Source organism: Pseudomonas sp. KBN12P06040 (assembly GCF_037574965.1).
GTDB lineage: Bacteria > Pseudomonadota > Gammaproteobacteria > Pseudomonadales > Pseudomonadaceae > Pseudomonas > Pseudomonas aeruginosa.
Genome location: NZ_JBBELS010000001.1, coordinates 5,348,479 through 5,364,141, shown reverse-complemented (window position 1 = coordinate 5,364,141; position 15,663 = coordinate 5,348,479). Strand labels below are relative to the sequence as shown.

18 protein-coding genes are annotated in these 15,663 nt (G+C 66.0%); 14 read left to right on the top strand and 4 right to left on the bottom strand.

The window, feature by feature from the left end; all coding sequences use genetic code 11:
* Positions 1–2 precede the first annotated feature (2 nt).
* Both VQ067_RS25355 and VQ067_RS25350 read left to right on the top strand, forming a co-directional pair.
* Positions 3–974, top strand: coding sequence for an XdhC family protein (locus VQ067_RS25355; protein WP_033991136.1), 972 nt, complete (start codon positions 3–5; stop codon positions 972–974).
* The gene (locus VQ067_RS25350; RefSeq protein ID WP_019485824.1) at positions 974–1,549 is read left to right on the top strand and encodes a nucleotidyltransferase family protein; all 576 of its coding nucleotides are present in this window, start codon (positions 974–976) and stop codon (positions 1,547–1,549) included. The genes VQ067_RS25355 and VQ067_RS25350 overlap by 1 nt, the downstream gene beginning before the upstream one ends.
* On the opposite strand, the gene VQ067_RS25345 is transcribed toward VQ067_RS25350, so the two are convergent.
* On the bottom strand, positions 1,550–2,674 hold the full coding sequence (locus VQ067_RS25345; protein ID WP_033991135.1) for a methyltransferase: 1,125 nt from the start codon (positions 2,672–2,674) through the stop codon (positions 1,550–1,552).
* Positions 2,675–3,001: 327 nt separating this feature from the next.
* On the opposite strand from VQ067_RS25345, the gene VQ067_RS25340 reads away from it, so the two are divergent.
* Positions 3,002–4,000: a DctP family TRAP transporter solute-binding subunit gene (locus VQ067_RS25340; protein ID WP_003094894.1), complete on the top strand. Its 999-nt coding sequence runs from the start codon at positions 3,002–3,004 to the stop codon at positions 3,998–4,000.
* A gap of 106 nt (positions 4,001–4,106) precedes the next feature.
* Positions 4,107–4,883, top strand: a complete 777-nt coding sequence (locus tag VQ067_RS25335) for a ferredoxin--NADP reductase (RefSeq protein WP_003110878.1) — start codon at positions 4,107–4,109, stop codon at positions 4,881–4,883.
* A 104-nt stretch (positions 4,884–4,987) separates the two neighbouring features.
* On the opposite strand, the gene mscL is transcribed toward VQ067_RS25335, so the two are convergent.
* Complete coding sequence (gene mscL / locus VQ067_RS25330; protein ID WP_003104883.1) at positions 4,988–5,401, bottom strand: large-conductance mechanosensitive channel protein MscL; 414 nt, start codon at positions 5,399–5,401, stop codon at positions 4,988–4,990.
* Positions 5,402–5,443: 42 nt separating this feature from the next.
* On the opposite strand from mscL, the gene VQ067_RS25325 reads away from it, so the two are divergent.
* The 4 genes from VQ067_RS25325 (at position 5,444) to VQ067_RS25310 (ending at position 8,403) form a co-directional block, all read left to right on the top strand.
* A complete protein-coding gene (locus tag VQ067_RS25325) occupies positions 5,444–5,821 on the top strand; it encodes a hypothetical protein (RefSeq protein ID WP_169311244.1) in 378 nt (125 codons plus the stop codon).
* Between the two features lie 106 nt (positions 5,822–5,927).
* Positions 5,928–7,469 (top strand): catalase KatB, encoded by a 1,542-nt coding sequence (gene katB / locus VQ067_RS25320; protein ID WP_003094881.1) that lies wholly within the window; start codon positions 5,928–5,930, stop codon positions 7,467–7,469.
* Between the two features lie 53 nt (positions 7,470–7,522).
* A complete protein-coding gene (locus VQ067_RS25315) occupies positions 7,523–8,074 on the top strand; it encodes an ankyrin repeat domain-containing protein (RefSeq protein WP_074241081.1) in 552 nt (183 codons plus the stop codon).
* Positions 8,075–8,148: 74 nt separating this feature from the next.
* On the top strand, positions 8,149–8,403 hold the full coding sequence (locus VQ067_RS25310; RefSeq protein ID WP_003094873.1) for a YdcH family protein: 255 nt from the start codon (positions 8,149–8,151) through the stop codon (positions 8,401–8,403).
* 61 nt (positions 8,404–8,464) lie between these two features.
* Here VQ067_RS25310 and VQ067_RS25305 read toward each other — a convergent pair whose 3' ends face one another.
* Positions 8,465–8,899: a CopD family protein gene (locus VQ067_RS25305; RefSeq protein WP_003094870.1), complete on the bottom strand. Its 435-nt coding sequence runs from the start codon at positions 8,897–8,899 to the stop codon at positions 8,465–8,467.
* A gap of 109 nt (positions 8,900–9,008) precedes the next feature.
* Here VQ067_RS25305 and radA point away from each other — a divergent pair, with 109 nt between their 5' ends.
* Positions 9,009–10,370, top strand: coding sequence for a DNA repair protein RadA (gene radA / locus VQ067_RS25300; RefSeq protein WP_003094867.1), 1,362 nt, complete (start codon positions 9,009–9,011; stop codon positions 10,368–10,370).
* Positions 10,371–10,376: 6 nt separating this feature from the next.
* Here the strand turns inward: radA and mapZ are convergent, their stop codons facing one another.
* Positions 10,377–10,754 carry a cyclic di-GMP-binding protein MapZ gene (gene mapZ / locus VQ067_RS25295; protein ID WP_003094864.1) on the bottom strand — a complete coding sequence of 126 codons (378 nt, stop codon included), beginning with the start codon at positions 10,752–10,754 and terminating at the stop codon, positions 10,377–10,379.
* A gap of 202 nt (positions 10,755–10,956) precedes the next feature.
* Here mapZ and VQ067_RS25290 point away from each other — a divergent pair, with 202 nt between their 5' ends.
* From VQ067_RS25290 to VQ067_RS25270, 5 genes are all read left to right on the top strand, one after another.
* Entirely contained in the window at positions 10,957–11,463 is a 507-nt protein-coding gene (locus VQ067_RS25290) for a DUF3015 domain-containing protein (RefSeq protein ID WP_003094862.1), read from the top strand.
* Between the two features lie 337 nt (positions 11,464–11,800).
* Positions 11,801–13,867 carry a carbon starvation CstA family protein gene (locus VQ067_RS25285; protein ID WP_003094859.1) on the top strand — a complete coding sequence of 689 codons (2,067 nt, stop codon included), beginning with the start codon at positions 11,801–11,803 and terminating at the stop codon, positions 13,865–13,867.
* Between the two features lie 48 nt (positions 13,868–13,915).
* Entirely contained in the window at positions 13,916–14,119 is a 204-nt protein-coding gene (locus VQ067_RS25280) for a YbdD/YjiX family protein (RefSeq protein WP_003094856.1), read from the top strand.
* A 59-nt stretch (positions 14,120–14,178) separates the two neighbouring features.
* Positions 14,179–15,183 carry a GTPase gene (yjiA, locus tag VQ067_RS25275; RefSeq protein WP_003094852.1) on the top strand — a complete coding sequence of 335 codons (1,005 nt, stop codon included), beginning with the start codon at positions 14,179–14,181 and terminating at the stop codon, positions 15,181–15,183.
* Positions 15,184–15,205: 22 nt separating this feature from the next.
* Positions 15,206–15,586 (top strand): hypothetical protein, encoded by a 381-nt coding sequence (locus VQ067_RS25270; RefSeq protein WP_003135006.1) that lies wholly within the window; start codon positions 15,206–15,208, stop codon positions 15,584–15,586.
* Positions 15,587–15,663: the final 77 nt, after the last annotated feature.

Below are 15,663 nucleotides of genomic sequence, written 5' to 3'. Positions count from 1 at the left end.
TCGTGCAACACCTCGATCTACAGGTGGTCCGCCAGGCGCTGAAGTGGTCCGTGGGCGGCGAACGGGTGTGGTTCTGTACCGTGCTCACGACCTACGGCTCGGCGCCCCGTGCGCCGGGATCGCTGCTGGCGGTGAACGCCAACGGCCACTGGATCGGCTCGCTGTCCGGCGGCTGCGTCGAGGATGATTTCCTCGAACGGGTCGCCGCCGGCGGTTTCCCCGAGCCCTCAGTGATCGTGCGCTACGGCGAGGGTGACGACCCGAACTCGAACGTGCGCCTGCCCTGCGGCGGCATCCTCGACGTACTGGTGGAAAACCTGGCGCCGGACTGCGACGTCCAGGCCCATCTGCGCGAGCTGGAGTCGGCGTTGCTCGGCCAGCGCCGCCTGCTCCGCGAGGTCGAGCTGGGCAGCGGCGCGCGCAGCCTGCGCGACGATTCCAGCCACGGCCCACGGGCGGAACGCGACGGTGAGCGCGTGCGCCTGCGCGTCGGTGCCGCCCAGCGCCTGTTGCTGGCCGGCTATTCCAGCGTCGCCCATGCCTGCGCCGAGTTCGGCAAGGGCCTGGGCTTCGAGGTGATCCTCTGCGACCCGCGCGAAGAAGCCTTGCGCGGCGTGGTGCTGGAGGGCATCGAGATCCGTCGCGAGCTGCCCTCGCTGTTCATCGCCGACGGCGGTTGCCACGCCGATACGGCGGTGGTGGCGTTGACCCACGATCCGAAGATCGACGACCTGGCGATGCTCGAGGCGGTGCGTACCGAAGCCTTCTATATCGGCGTGATGGGATCGCGGGCGACCTCGGAGAAACGCTTCGAGCGCCTGCGGCGCATCGGCGGCCTGGGCGATGCCGAACTGGCGCGGATCCACGCGCCGATCGGCCTCAACCTGGGGAGCAAGACGCCGGCGGAAATCGCCCTGGCGGTGCTGGCGGACATTCTTCGCATCCGCAACGGCATTCCCCGCGAGCGGCTCTGATGGTCGCCGCCGACGAGGTGCTGTGCCTGGTCCTGGCGGCCGGGCAGGGGCGCCGCTTCGGCAGCGACAAGCGCCTGGCGCGGCTGGCTGATGGCACGACCCTGCTGGCGGCCAGCGTGGCGCGGGCGCGCGAGGCGTTCGCCGAGGTGCGGGTGGTGGTGCGTGCCGGAGAGACCCCGGCGAGCCTGGGCCTGCCGGCGCAACAGCGGCTTGTCCACAGCCTCGACGCCTCGTCGGGCATGGGCCACAGCCTGGCCGCCGGCGTCGCGGCGGCGAGGAACAGCCCGGCCCGGGCCATCGCCGTCCTGCTCGGCGACATGCCCTGGATCGCCGCCGATACCCTCGAGCGTCTGGCCGCGATGGCCACTCCCGAAGCCATCGTGTTTCCCCTGTACGACGGCCAGCGCGGCCATCCGGTGCTGTTCGGCCGCGCTTTCTGGGACGCGCTTGCGCAACTGGACGGCGACCAGGGCGCGCGCCGTGTGCTGCAGGCCCATCGTCCGGCCTGGCGCGAGGTACCGTGCGACGATCCGGGCGTACTCCGCGACGTGGACACCCCGGCGGCGCTCGGCTGACTATTTTCCCGCTTTCAGGATCACGAACTTCGGATTCGCCGCGACCTGCTCGACCCCGCGGAACAGCCGCTTGAGCTTGGCGTGGTAGCCCAGGTGGCGGTTGCCGACGATCCACAGTTCGCCGCCCGCCGCCAGGGCATCGCGAGCCTGGAGAAACATGCGCCAGGCGAGGAAGTCGCCGACCACCTGCTGCTGGTGGAACGGCGGGTTGCACAGGACCAGGTCCAGCGAGCCCGCCGCCTGGCCGGCCAGGCCATCGTCGGCGCGGAACGTCGCCGGCCGCTCGCCCAGCGCCGCTCGCCAGTTTTCCCGTGCCGACTGCACGGCCATGTACGACTCATCCACCAGGGTCAGCTCGGACTGCGGGTTGAGCAGCGCGTAGGCGATGCCGAGCACCCCGTTGCCGCAGCCCAGGTCGGCGGCGCGTAGCGCGCCGAGGCTGCGCGGCAGGTGCGGGAGGAAGGCGCGGGTGCCGATGTCGAGACCTTCTCGGCAGAATACGTTGGCGTGGTTGAGCAGCGTCAGCGGCGGCTGCTCCAGGTGATAGCGGGTCGGATAGGGCGAGCGCGGTTGCGGGCGCTCCGCTGCCTCGGCGATCAGCAGGCGGGCCTTCTTCACCGCCAGCGAAGCGTGCATCGGGCCGATGTAGCGTTCCAGCAGGTCGCCGGCGGCGCGTGGCAAGTGCTTGACCATCCCCGCGGCGACGACCTGCGCGCCCGGTGCCAGTTGGCCGTGCAGGCGGATCAGTTGCTCCTCCAGCAACGCGAGGGTCTTCGGCACCTTGACCAACACGTGATCGAAGGGCCCCACGGCGGTTTCGCTGGCCGGGACGAAGCGCACCGAGCCCAGGTCGAGGCCGTTGCGCGCGAGGTTCTTGCGCAGGGCAAGGAAGCCCAGGTGCGAATCGCCGCTGCTGGTGACCTGGACGTGCGGCGCCAGGCTCGCGGCGAGGGCGCCGAAGGCGTCGTTGAGGACCAGCACCCGGCATTGCGCCGTCACGCCCCGTTCGTGCAACTGGTTGAGCAGGTATTCGTCGGCGGCGTCGAACGCCTGGAGGGGCTCGCCGTCCTGCTCGGGCTGGCGGACCAAATCGAGCTGGGCGAAGGGGGTGGCGAATAGAGGCATCGGGTTCCCGGCGGGGCGAATCCCGCTCGTCAATTAACAATCTGTCGAAACTGAGAGCTGGTTGGAGTTCTCCAGCTTGTGCGGCACACGGATATGCCGAAAAATTCTTTACCCGGCTCTGGTTAGTCGTTTCCTTACCGACGAGTCATCCAGCCGGGCACGCCAATAATAACCGGGCTAGGGCTTCGATAGCGCCTGTCATGACCCGGTAGCGCCTGGACGGGCGCCTTCGCCACTTCGAGCGGCGACCGTCTCCCAACCCGTTTTCCGAACGAGACCCGTGCGAGCCGTCGCGGGGCTCGTCGTTGCCATCGCACAGGTACATCGATGTTCAAGCCGTTTGTCGGTGTGGCGCTCGCCGCACTGTTCGCCGTTTCCGCCGTCGCCCATGCCGAGGACGCCGGCCCGATCGTGATCAAGTTCTCCCATGTGGTCTCCGACGACACGCCCAAGGGCAAGGGGGCGCTGTTGTTCAAGAAGCTTGCCGAGGAGCGTCTGCCGGGCAAGGTCAAGGTTGAGGTCTACCCCAACTCGACGCTGTTCGGCGACGCCGACGAGATCGAGGCCCTGCGCGCCAACAAGGTGCAGATGCTGGCCACCTCACTGTCCAAGTTCGAGCCCTATACCAAGCAACTCCAGGTATTCGACCTGCCGTTCCTGTTCGATGACCTGGAGGCCCTGAAGCGTTTCCAGAAGCGCGACAAGAGCCGCGAACTGCTGCGCTCCATGGCCAAGCACGGTATCTATGGCCTGGCCTACTGGAACAACGGCATGAAGCAGCTTTCCGCCACTCGCGAGCTGCACCGGCCGGACGATGCCAAGGGCCTGGTCTTCCGTATCCAGCCGTCGTCGGTGCTGGAAGCGCAGTTCGCCATGCTCGGCGCCACCGCCAAGCAGTTGTCCTACGCCGAGACCCTCAAGGCTATGCAGGCCGGCAGCGTGCAGGGCACCGAGAACACCTGGTCGAACCTCGCCGGACAGAAGATCGACAGCGTGCAGCCGTACATCACCGAGACCAATCACGGTGCGCTCAGCTACATGCTGATCACCAGCTCGGCATTCTGGACCAGCATCCCCTACCAGACCCGCACCGAACTGGAGAGCATCGTCGACGAGGTCACCCTGGTGGTGAACAAGGAAGCCGAAGCGCTCAACCAGAAGGAGCGCGAGCACCTGCTGGCCGCCGGCAAGAGCCGCCTGGTCAGCCTCAGCGCGGAAGAGCACGAGGCTTGGCGCAACGCCATGAAGCCGCTGTGGAAGAACTACGAGGCGCAGATCGGCAGCGACGTGCTGCGCGCGGCCCAGGTGGTCAACCGCAAGCGCTGATCGGCCGCTGGCTATCCCCGTCAGCGGGGATAGCCACAAGCCTTGCGGGTGTTTCTGCCGGGTGCTTTGCGGGACACTAGGGGAGTATCGGTATCCGGAGCGGACCATGACCGCCAGCGAAGAGAAATTCACCCGCCAGACGCTGCTCGACGTGCAGCCTCTGACTCCCAACCTGTTCACCCTGCGTACCAGCCGCGACGCGGGATTCCGGTTCCGCGCCGGGCAATTCGCCCGGCTCGGCGTGTACAAGCCCAGCGGCAGTATCGTCTGGCGCGCCTACTCGATGGTTTCGGCGCCTCATGACGAATTCCTCGACTTCTTTTCCATCGTCGTCCCGGACGGCGAGTTCACCAGCGAACTCAGCCGCCTGCGCGAGGGCGACCAGTTGCTGGTCGATCGCCAGGCCTTCGGCTTCCTCACCCTCGACCGCTTCGTGGATGGTCGTGACCTTTGGCTGCTGGCCACCGGTACCGGTGTGGCGCCGTTCGTCTCGATCCTGCAGGACTTCGAGGTCTGGGAGCGCTTCGAAAGCATCAAGCTGGTCTACAGCGTGCGCGAGAGCAAGGAGCTGGCCTACCGCGAGCTGATCGCCGGCCTCGCCGAGCGCGAATACCTGGCCGAGCATGCCCACAAGCTGCAGTTCATCCCGGTGGTGACCCGCGAGCAGGTACCCGGTTGCCTGAACGGACGTATCACCACGCTGATCGAGAACGGCGATCTAGAGCGTGCCGCCGACCTGGAACTGACCCCGGAGCATTCGCGGGTGATGCTCTGCGGCAACCCGCAGATGATCGAGGACACCCGCGCCGTGCTGAAGGCTCGCGGCATGAACCTCAGTCTGACCCGGCGCCCGGGGCAGGTGGCGGTGGAGAACTACTGGTAGGTGTGTGCCCGCGCAGTAGCGGCGGATAGCGCCGCCGCCCGGCCTGTTGTCCGGCAATGAAAAAGGGCCCGTTCGGGCCCTTTTTCATTGTTCCGCCGACGCGATCATGACTTGTTCTGCTGGGCTTTCAGCAGGTCGCGGATCTCGGTCAGCAGGGTTTCCTCGGCACTCGGCACTGGCGGTTCGGACGGCGCGACGGCTTCTTCGCGCTTGAGGCGGTTGATCGCCTTGACCCCCATGAAGATGGCGAAGGCCACGATGACGAAGTCGAGTACGGTCTGAATGAACTTGCCATAGGCCAGCACCACCGCCGGCACGTCGCCTTCGGCGGCCTTCAACGTTATCGCCAGGTCGGAGAAGTCGACTCCGCCGATCAGCAGTCCGATCGGCGGCATGATCACATCGCCCACGAAGGACGAGACGATCTTGCCGAAGGCCGCGCCGATGATGATACCGACAGCCATATCCACGACATTGCCCTTGACGGCAAAGGCTTTGAATTCACTCAGAAGACCCATGGGTTCACTCCCTGTATTTCGCTAATAGGTAAAGGCAGTCTAATGCAGCCTTCGGCAAGTTGCTCAGGCTGGAAGATTGGTGTTTTGGTTCCCCCCGGCAACGCGAAAATTCGCAAGGCATACGTTTGCGTCGGGTCTTGTGGGGAGAAACGAAGTTTAGAGGAAAAACATTACACTCATGTCGATTTTCAGGAATTCGCCAAGAAAGAAGACAAAGCAACTTCGGCAACTTGGAACTGCGCCATGCAGATGCCGGAAGTTGAAGTTGGAGTGGCGAGGTTCTCCGACCTAACTTCGCAGGCAAATAAGAAGGTGAACTCGTTTACCGGCGAGCGGACTGGGAGTGCCTGGTGCATCAGCGCGGGCTTTCTTCGGCTGGCGGTCTTTTTTATTTCTTTTTACGATTCATGGGCGCATTGATATTCCTAATCGGCGCGGTGAGGTTTTTCAATTTAGCGTCGCCGGCGGCGCTCCTTACCTTGGTCGGGCGCAACAAGACGCCTGACAAGCCATTAGGAGCTCTTCCATGAACCCTTCCCTGAACGCCTTCCGTCCCGGCCGCCTGCTGGTGGCGGCAAGCCTGACCGCCAGCCTCCTGTCGCTGTCCGTGCAGGCCGCGACCCTGACCCGTGACAACGGTGCGCCAGTGGGCGACAACCAGAACTCGCAGACCGCCGGGCCCAACGGTTCGGTGCTGCTGCAGGACGTGCAACTGCTGCAGAAGTTGCAACGTTTCGACCGCGAGCGCATTCCCGAACGCGTGGTGCATGCCCGCGGCACCGGCGCCCATGGCGAGTTCGTCGCCAGCGCCGATATCAGCGACCTGAGCATGGCCAAGGTCTTCCGCAAGGGCGAGAAGACCCCGGTATTCGTGCGTTTCTCCGCGGTGGTGCACGGCAACCACTCCCCGGAGACCCTGCGCGATCCGCGCGGTTTCGCCACCAAATTCTATACCGCAGACGGCAATTGGGACCTGGTGGGCAACAACTTCCCGACCTTCTTCATCCGCGATGCGATCAAGTTCCCGGACATGGTCCATGCCTTCAAGCCGGACCCGCGCAGCAACCTCGACGACGACTCGCGACGCTTCGATTTCTTCTCCCACGTGCCGGAGGCGACCCGCACCCTGACCCTGCTGTATTCCAACGAGGGCACCCCGGCCAGCTACCGGGAAATGGACGGCAACAGCGTGCATGCCTACAAGCTGGTCAACGCCAGGGGCGAAGTGCACTACGTGAAGTTCCACTGGAAGAGCCTGCAGGGCCAGAAGAACCTCGATCCGAAACAGGTGGCGGAAGTCCAGGGTCGCGACTACAGCCACATGACCAATGACCTGGTGAGCGCGATCCGGAAGGGCGACTTCCCGAAATGGGACCTGTACATCCAGGTGCTCAAGCCCGAGGACCTGGCGAAATTCGACTTCGATCCGCTGGACGCGACCAAGATCTGGCCGGGCATTCCCGAGCGCAAGATCGGCCAGATGGTGCTGAACCGCAACGTCGACAACTTCTTCCAGGAAACCGAACAGGTCGCCATGGCGCCGTCGAACCTGGTGCCGGGCATCGAGCCTTCCGAGGATCGCCTGCTCCAGGGACGGCTGTTCGCCTACGCCGACACCCAGATGTACCGGGTCGGCGCCAACGGCCTGGGCCTGCCGGTCAACCGCCCGCGCAGCGAGGTCAATACCGTCAACCAGGACGGCGCGCTGAACGCCGGACACAGTACCAGCGGGGTGAACTACCAGCCGAGCCGGCTCGATCCGCGCGAGGAGCAGGCCAGCGCCCGCTACGTGCGGACCCCGCTGAGCGGCACCACCCAGCAGGCGAAGATCCAGCGCGAGCAGAACTTCAAGCAGACCGGCGAGCTGTTCCGCTCCTACGGCAAGAAGGACCAGGCCGACCTGATCGCCAGTCTCGGCGGGGCGTTGGCGATCACCGACGACGAGAGCAAGTACATCATGCTTTCCTACTTCTACAAGGCTGACAGCGACTACGGTACGGGCCTGGCCAAGGTGGCTGGGGCCGATCTGCAGCGCGTCCGGCAACTGGCGGCGAAGCTCCAGGATTGATCGCAACCGGGGCGGCCATCCAGGCCGCCCTTCCTCTATCGGTTTGGCGGGAGATGACGACGATGCGAGGTTGGATTCTGGCAGGCTTGCTGCTCGCGGCGCTGGCCGCGCAGGCTGGCGAGGTGCATGGGGTCGAGGTCGAAGCGCGGTTGCGCGACTACTTCTTCGATGCCGCCCGACGCGGTGACCAGGCCATGCTGAAGGAATTCGTCGAGGCCGGCTTCGACCTCGATGTGCAGGATGCCAAGGGCTATACCGCGCTGATCCTGGCCGCCTACCACGGCCATGGCGGAGCGGTGGAACAATTGCTGGAGGCCGGTGCCGACCCCTGCGTCCAGGATGCGCGCGGCAACACCGCCCTGATGGGCGCCATCTTCAAGGGCGAGGTCCGCATCGCCCGGCGCCTGATCGGCGCGCAATGCAGCCCCGACCAGCGCAACGGCGCAGGGCAGACCGCGGCCATGTACGCGGCGCTGTTCAAGCGCGAGGAGCTGCTCCAGGCGCTGTTGGCGCGCGGTGCCGACCTTGGCGCCCGCGATGCGCTGGGCAACAGCGTGGAAAGCCTGCGACGCGGCGAACTGAACGGCACTGCGGCGGCGAAGTGATCGGGGGCAATGTTCGGAGGAGGCCTGCTGGGCTAGTCTGGAGGTGTCGTATACAACGTCAGAGGAGGTCCGTCATGCCGCTCGAGCAACATCCGCTTTCCCGGGAGTTTCCGGATTTTCATGCCGAACTGAAGCAACTTCATGGCAACGACGCCCACTTCACTCGCCTGGCGACGGACTATGAGAGCCTCGACAAGCGCATCTACGAGGTCGAGGGCGGTCGCGAACCCCTCGACGACCTGGCGCTGCAGGGGTTGAAGCAGCAACGGGTGCAACTCAAGGACGAAATCGCCGAGAGGCTGAGGAAGGCCAACGGAAAAGGCCATTGATTCATTCACGACAACGGTATGAAAAAGGGCGCCTCCGGCGCCCTTTTTCATGTGGGCATGCTCAGAAGGCGCCGCCGAAACGGAAACTCTGTCCGACCGCGACGAAACACAGGCCCACCAGGGTGATCGCGGCGATGTGCCAGCCCAGCTTCGGCAGGCTCTCGGCGTTCAGGTTCGGGATCAGGCGCAGGCGCGCATGCACGCCCAGGGCGGCGGTCGCCGCCAGGAGCAGCAGCTTGAGCTGCAGGGCACGGGCCACCGGCGTGGCGCCGAACCAGTGGTCGAACGGCAGCCACAGGCTGGCCAGCCACAGGCCGCTGACCACCTGCAGCAGCAGGGCGGGGATGCCGATCCGCTCGTAGACCTGCTCGAAGGCGCGGATCGCCTGGGGATCGCGGCGGCGCAGGGCGCCGGGGAGGATGCCGAGGGCCAGGACCAGGTGGCCGCCGACCCAGATCGCGGCACCCAGCAGGTGCAGGAACAGCAGTGTGCGCATGGAAGTCTCCTTGTCCGGCCATCAGTGTCGCGCGAAGCGCGGTCGATCGAGGCTGATCGGAATCAAGCCAGCGGCTATCATCTGCGCTTTGCCCGCGAGAGGAGTTCCCATGGCCAAGGCCAAGCGCATGTACGGCTGCACCGAGTGTGGCGCGACCTTCCCGAAATGGGCCGGCCAGTGCGCGGACTGCGGGGCCTGGAACACCCTGGTGGAGACCGTCGTCGAGGCCGCGCCGAGCGGCTCCGGGCGCGGCGGCTGGGCCGGCCAGCAGGCCAACCTGAAGACCCTGGCGGAGGTCAGCGTCGAGGAGATGCCGCGCTTCACGACCGGTTCCACCGAACTGGATCGGGTTCTCGGCGGCGGCCTGGTGGACGGGTCGGTGGTGCTGATCGGCGGCGATCCCGGCATCGGCAAGTCGACCATTCTCCTGCAGACCCTTTGCAACCTGGCCAGCCGCGTCCCGGCGCTGTACGTCACCGGCGAGGAATCCCAGCAGCAGGTGGCGATGCGCGCGCGGCGCCTGTCGTTGCCGGAAGACAAGCTCAAGGTGATGACCGAGACCAGCATCGAGACCATCATCGCCACCGCGCGCCAGGAGCAGCCGCGGGTGATGGTGATCGACTCGATCCAGACCATCTTCACCGAGCAGTTGCAATCGGCGCCGGGCGGCGTCGCCCAGGTCCGCGAGAGCGCCGCGATGCTGGTGCGCTATGCCAAGCAGAGCGGCACGGCGATCTTCCTGGTCGGCCACGTGACCAAGGAAGGCGCCCTGGCCGGCCCGCGGGTGCTCGAACACATGGTCGACACCGTACTGTATTTCGAAGGCGAGTCAGACGGCCGCCTGCGCCTGCTGCGGGCAGTGAAGAACCGCTTCGGCGCGGTCAACGAACTGGGAGTGTTCGGCATGACCGACAAAGGCCTGAAGGAAGTGAGCAACCCTTCGGCGATCTTCCTCACGCGGGCCCAGGAAGCGGTGCCCGGCAGCGTGGTGATGGCCACCTGGGAAGGCTCGCGGCCGATGCTGGTGGAGGTCCAGGCGCTGGTCGACACCAGTCACCTGGCGAATCCGCGGCGGGTGACCCTGGGCCTCGACCAGAACCGCCTGGCGATGTTGCTGGCGGTGCTGCACCGGCACGGCGGTATCCCGACCTACGACCAGGACGTGTTCCTCAACGTGGTGGGTGGGGTCAAGGTGCTGGAAACCGCCTCCGACCTGGCGTTGATGGCGGCGGTGATGTCCAGCCTGCGCAACCGCCCGCTGCCGCACGACCTGCTGGTGTTCGGCGAGGTCGGGCTGTCCGGCGAGGTGCGTCCGGTGCCGAGCGGCCAGGAGCGCCTGAAGGAAGCCGGCAAGCATGGTTTCAAGCGTGCCATCGTACCCCTCGGCAACGCGCCGAAGGAGGCGCCGGCGGGATTGCAGGTGATCGCCGTGACGCGCCTCGAGCAGGCCCTGGACGCCCTCTTCGAGTGATCCGCCTCAGTCGTCGTGGGCGCTGACCAGCAGGGCCAGCTCGCGCTCGAGGAGCTCCTCGTCGCCCAGGTTCAGTTCCACCAGGCGGCGCAGGTGGCTGATGGAGTCGAGGTCGATGTGCTGGCATTCGAAGCCGAGCAGGCCGTCGCGAGCCCAGGCCAGGCTGATCTCCATGCGGATCAGTACATCCAGGCCCAGGTACAGGCGGGCCTCGAAGGGCCGTTGCGGGTCGCCGTTCCAGTCCTGCGGCTGGCCGACCAGGATGCCGTGCAGGGAGACGTCGTGGAGCAAGACCTCCCAGCGCCGTTCGCCCTGGAGGATCTCGCTGTCGGCGTCGAAGGCGATCCGGTGGAAACGTCGACGTTCGTCGTGCTGGTCACTCATGTCGCGATCCCTCGGTGCGCGCTGCTGGATACCACTATAGCCAAGCCATGCCGGCGGGGAAGTGGCGGAATTCGATCGGCGGTGCCGTCCGTCCTCGCCTGTGCGGCTGGATCGGCGGCATGTGTCCGAGTTTGACAGTTCGTCAAGTCTCGCCAAAGCTGCTAAAGCGTTTTTCTCCAAAATACAACTGCGGAGCGCAGACATGGACAAGCGACTTTTGAGCAAGGGGTTGGTTCTGGGGCTGCTGAGCCTGGGCAGCATGACGGCACACGCCGACGCGGCAGGCGGTAATGGCTGTGGTTGGGGCAACATGGTGTTCGAGGGCCAGCGCGGCCTGTTCCCGCACCTGCTGGCCACCACCACCAACGGTACCTCGGGCAACGCCACCTTCGGCATGACCTCCGGGACCAACGGTTGCAACACCAATGCACGCCTGGGCTACGGCGGCCGCTCGATCTTCGCCATGAACGGGATGCTCGACAACATCGCCGAGGACATGGCCAAGGGCCAGGGCGAAGCGCTCGACGCCTATGCCGTGCTGCTCGGCGTGGAAGCCAAGGACCGGGCGCACTTCGCCCAGGTCACCCAGCAGCATTTCGGCGAGATCTTCGCGAGCAAGGATGCGACGGGCGAGCAGGTCCTGAGCAACACCCTGGCGGTGATGAGTCGCGACGGCACCCTGGCGCGCTACGCCAAGCAACCGGCCTGAGATTTCAGGCCCAGGAAAGAGCCCGCTACGGCGGGCTTTTTCGTGTGCGCGGCCTGCCCGCCGGAGGTTGCCGCCTCCGTTGCCACGGCAGACGAACGGCTTGGGCATACGGCGTTTTCCCAGGGCGCTTCCTACGGAGAGGGCAAGGCCGCGCCGAAGTGTTTTCGCCTGGCCGGCCCTTGTCGGCCATGGACTTTTCCGGCGGATTCCTGCGACATTGCGCCTACCGCCATCGTGCGGTAACCGCTCTAGACTAAGGTCGTATGACCCCTGGTCGGTTCGCGGCTAGAATTTTCGCTGCAGAACTGCGCCCTCCATCTGTCGGAAGCCAAACACTATGAACAATAACAATAGCCTGCTACGTCACCTCGCCTGGCTGGTGGTGGCGATCGTGGGCGCCGCGGCCCTGGGCGTCGTCGCCCTGCGTCGTGGCGAAGCGATCAACGCCTTGTGGATCGTGGTGGCGGCGGTGGCCATCTACCTGGTCGCCTACCGTTACTACAGCCTGTTCATCGCCAGCAAGGTGATGCAACTGGACCCCAACCGCGCCACTCCCGCGGTACTCAACAACGATGGCCTGGACTACGTCCCGACCAACAAGCACATCCTCTTCGGCCACCACTTCGCCGCCATCGCCGGCGCCGGTCCGCTGGTCGGTCCGGTCCTTGCCGCGCAGATGGGCTACCTGCCCGGCACCCTCTGGCTGATCGCCGGCGTAGTCCTCGCCGGCGCGGTGCAGGACTTCATGGTCCTGTTCATCTCCAGCCGCCGCAACGGCCGCTCGCTGGGCGAGCTGGTGCGCGAGGAAATGGGCCAGGTGGCCGGGACCATCGCGCTGTTCGGCGCCTTCCTGATCATGATCATCATCCTCGCGGTGCTCGCGCTGATCGTGGTGAAGGCTCTGGCCGACAGCCCCTGGGGCATGTTCACCGTCCTCGCGACCATTCCCATCGCGCTGTTCATGGGCGTCTACATGCGCTTCATCCGCCCCGGCCGGATCGGCGAGATCTCGATCATCGGGGTGTTCCTCCTGCTCGGTTCGATCTGGCTCGGCGGGCAGGTCGCGGCCAGTCCGGAATGGGCGCCGCATTTCACCTTCAGTGGAATCCAGATCACCTGGATGCTGATCGGCTACGGCGCCGTCGCCTCGGTACTGCCGGTGTGGCTGCTGCTGGCGCCGCGCGACTACCTGTCGACCTTCCTCAAGATCGGCACCATCATCGGCCTGGCGATCGGCATCCTGATCGTCATGCCGGAACTGAAGATGCCGGCCCTGACCCAGTTCACCGACGGCACCGGCCCGGTCTGGAAAGGCAGCCTGTTCCCGTTCCTGTTCATCACCATCGCCTGCGGCGCGGTGTCCGGCTTCCACGCGCTGATCTCCTCGGGGACCACGCCGAAGCTGCTCAACCGAGAGCCCGACGCCCGCTACATCGGCTACGGCGGCATGCTGATGGAGTCCTTCGTGGCGATCATGGCGATGGTCGCCGCCTCGGTGATCGAGCCGGGCATCTACTTCGCCATGAACAGCCCGCCGGCGGTGGTCGGCGCCGACGTCAACGCGGTGGCCGCGACCGTCAGCAGCTGGGGCTTCGCCATCACGCCGGAGCAACTCACCCAGACCGCCCAGGACATCGGCGAGACCACCATCCTGGCCCGTGCCGGCGGCGCGCCGACCCTGGCGGTGGGGATCGCGCACATCCTCCACCAGGTGCTGCCGGGCGAGAACACCATGGCCTTCTGGTACCACTTCGCGATCCTCTTCGAGGCCTTGTTCATCCTCACCGCGGTGGACGCCGGCACCCGTGCCGGGCGCTTCATGCTGCAGGACCTGCTGGGCAACTTCGTGCCGGCGCTGAAGAAGACCGAGTCGTGGACCGCCAACATCATCGGCACCGGCGGCTGCGTGGCGCTGTGGGGCTGGCTGCTGTACCAGGGCGTGGTCGACCCGCTCGGCGGGATCAATACCCTGTGGCCGCTGTTCGGCATTTCCAACCAGATGCTCGCCGGCATCGCGCTGATGCTCGCCACCGTGGTCCTGATCAAGATGAAGCGCCAGCAGTATGTCTGGGTCACCATCCTGCCGGCGGCCTGGCTGCTGATCTGCACCACCACCGCGGGCCTGATCAAGATCTTCGACAGCAACCCGGCGGTCGGCTTCGTCGCCCTTGGCGAGAAGTACGCCACCGCGCTGGATGCTGGCCAGGTGCTGGCGCCGGCCAAGGATATCGGCCAGATGCAGCACGTGGTGCTGAACGCCTACATCAACGCCGGTCTGACCGTGCTGTTCCTGCTGGTGGTGTTCAGCGTACTGTTCTACGCCATCAAGGTCGGCATCGCGGCCTGGGGCAAGAGCGAGCGGACCGACAAGGAAACCCCGTTCGAGCCCATTCCCGACGCCTGACCGGCCGCGCTCCCCGGTTCGCCGGGGAGCCTTAACGAGGAACTCGCCATGTTCAACGACCTCAGCCGCATGGGCAAATACCTGGGCCAGGCCGCCCGGATGCTGGTCGGCATGCCCGACTACGACACCTATGTCGAGCACATGCGCAACAAGCACCCGGACAAGCCGGTGATGACCTACGAGGAGTTCTTCCGCGAGCGCCAGGAGGCGCGCTACGGTGGCGGCAAGGGTCGGCCGATCCGCTGCTGCTGAATCCCCATCCTTCCGCGGGCCACGTCTGACGTGGCCCGCGTCTTTTCTGGAAGTTGCGCATGTCCGAAGTAGCCAACGACAACCACGCCCCGATCCCCGTTACCGTGCTCACCGGCTTCCTCGGCGCCGGCAAGACCACCCTGCTCAAGTACCTGCTGCAGGCCGAGCACGGCATGAAGATCGCGGTGATCGAGAACGAGTACAGCGAGACGCCGATCGACGGCCAGTTGCTCGGCGTCGAGCCGGTGCAGGTGATGACGCTGTCCAACGGCTGCGTCTGCTGCTCGATCAACACCGACCTGGAAAAGGCCCTGTTCCTCCTGCTGGAGCGCCGCGACAACGGCGAGATCGACTTCGACCGCCTGGTGATCGAGTGCACCGGCCTGGCCGATCCGGCGCCGGTGGCGCAGACCTTCTTCGCCGACGAGGAACTCTGCCAGCGCTACGTGCTGGACGGCATCATCACCCTGGTGGACGCCGCCAACGCCGAGCGTCACCTGCAGGAAACCATCGCCCAGGCCCAGGTCGGCTTTGCCGACCGCATCCTGGTGAGCAAGACCGACCTGGTCGACGCCGCCACCTTCGAGGCCCTGGGCCAGCGCCTGCAACGGATCAACCGGAGGGCGCTGGTGCATGTGGTCGAGCACGGCCGCATCGACCTGGCGCACCTGCTCGACGTACGTGGCTTCAACCTCAACGCCGACCTCGGTCCTGGCATCGGCCTGCGCCCGCTGCGAGCGGTGGCAGCCAAGGACAGCCGCGATCGCATCGGCACCCTGGTACTGCGCAGCGACACGCCGCTCGATCTCGAAAGACTGAGCGAGTTCATGGACGACCTGTTGCAGTGGCATGGCAATTCCCTGCTGCGCTACAAGGGCGTGCTGAACATCGCCGACGAGCCGCGTCGCCTGGTGTTCCAGGGCGTGCTGCGACTCTACGGCTTCGACTGGGATAGCGAGTGGCGGGACGACGAGGCGCGCGAGAGCGTGATCGTGTTCATCGGCGACAACCTGCCGGAGGACAGTATCCGCGAGGGCTTCGAACGCATCGTCGAAGGCCGCTGAGGCGCATCGACGCCAAAGGAGCGTGGAAATGGACAGGGAGGCATTGATCGGCGCCTGGCGGGACTGCATCCGTGGCGCGGACAAATCCTGGGTGCTGTTCGCCCAGGGCACTTGCGTGATCCTCACGCAGCCGGAGCCGGACCTCGCGGCCCAGGCGCGGGCATTGCTGGCCGAGTGGGGAGCGGTACAGGTCGGCACGCCGGCGGGCGACTTCGGCGTGATTACCCTGGACAACGGCCGGGGCTGGGTGGTGACCGGGCATCACCCGGACATCCTTACCTTCGTCCCTCGCGAGGAACTGGAGGAGGACGCCGGCGAGCTGCTCGTCGGCATGCACGGCCGCTCCCGGCGGGGCGAGGATGCCGAGGCTTTGGCGGTGATCCATGTCGAGGACCGGCGATAACGCTACCCGGCGCCTCCTTCCTCGGAGGAAATGAAAAAGCCCGGCATTTGCCGGGCTCTTTCGTCTTGCCTTGTCGC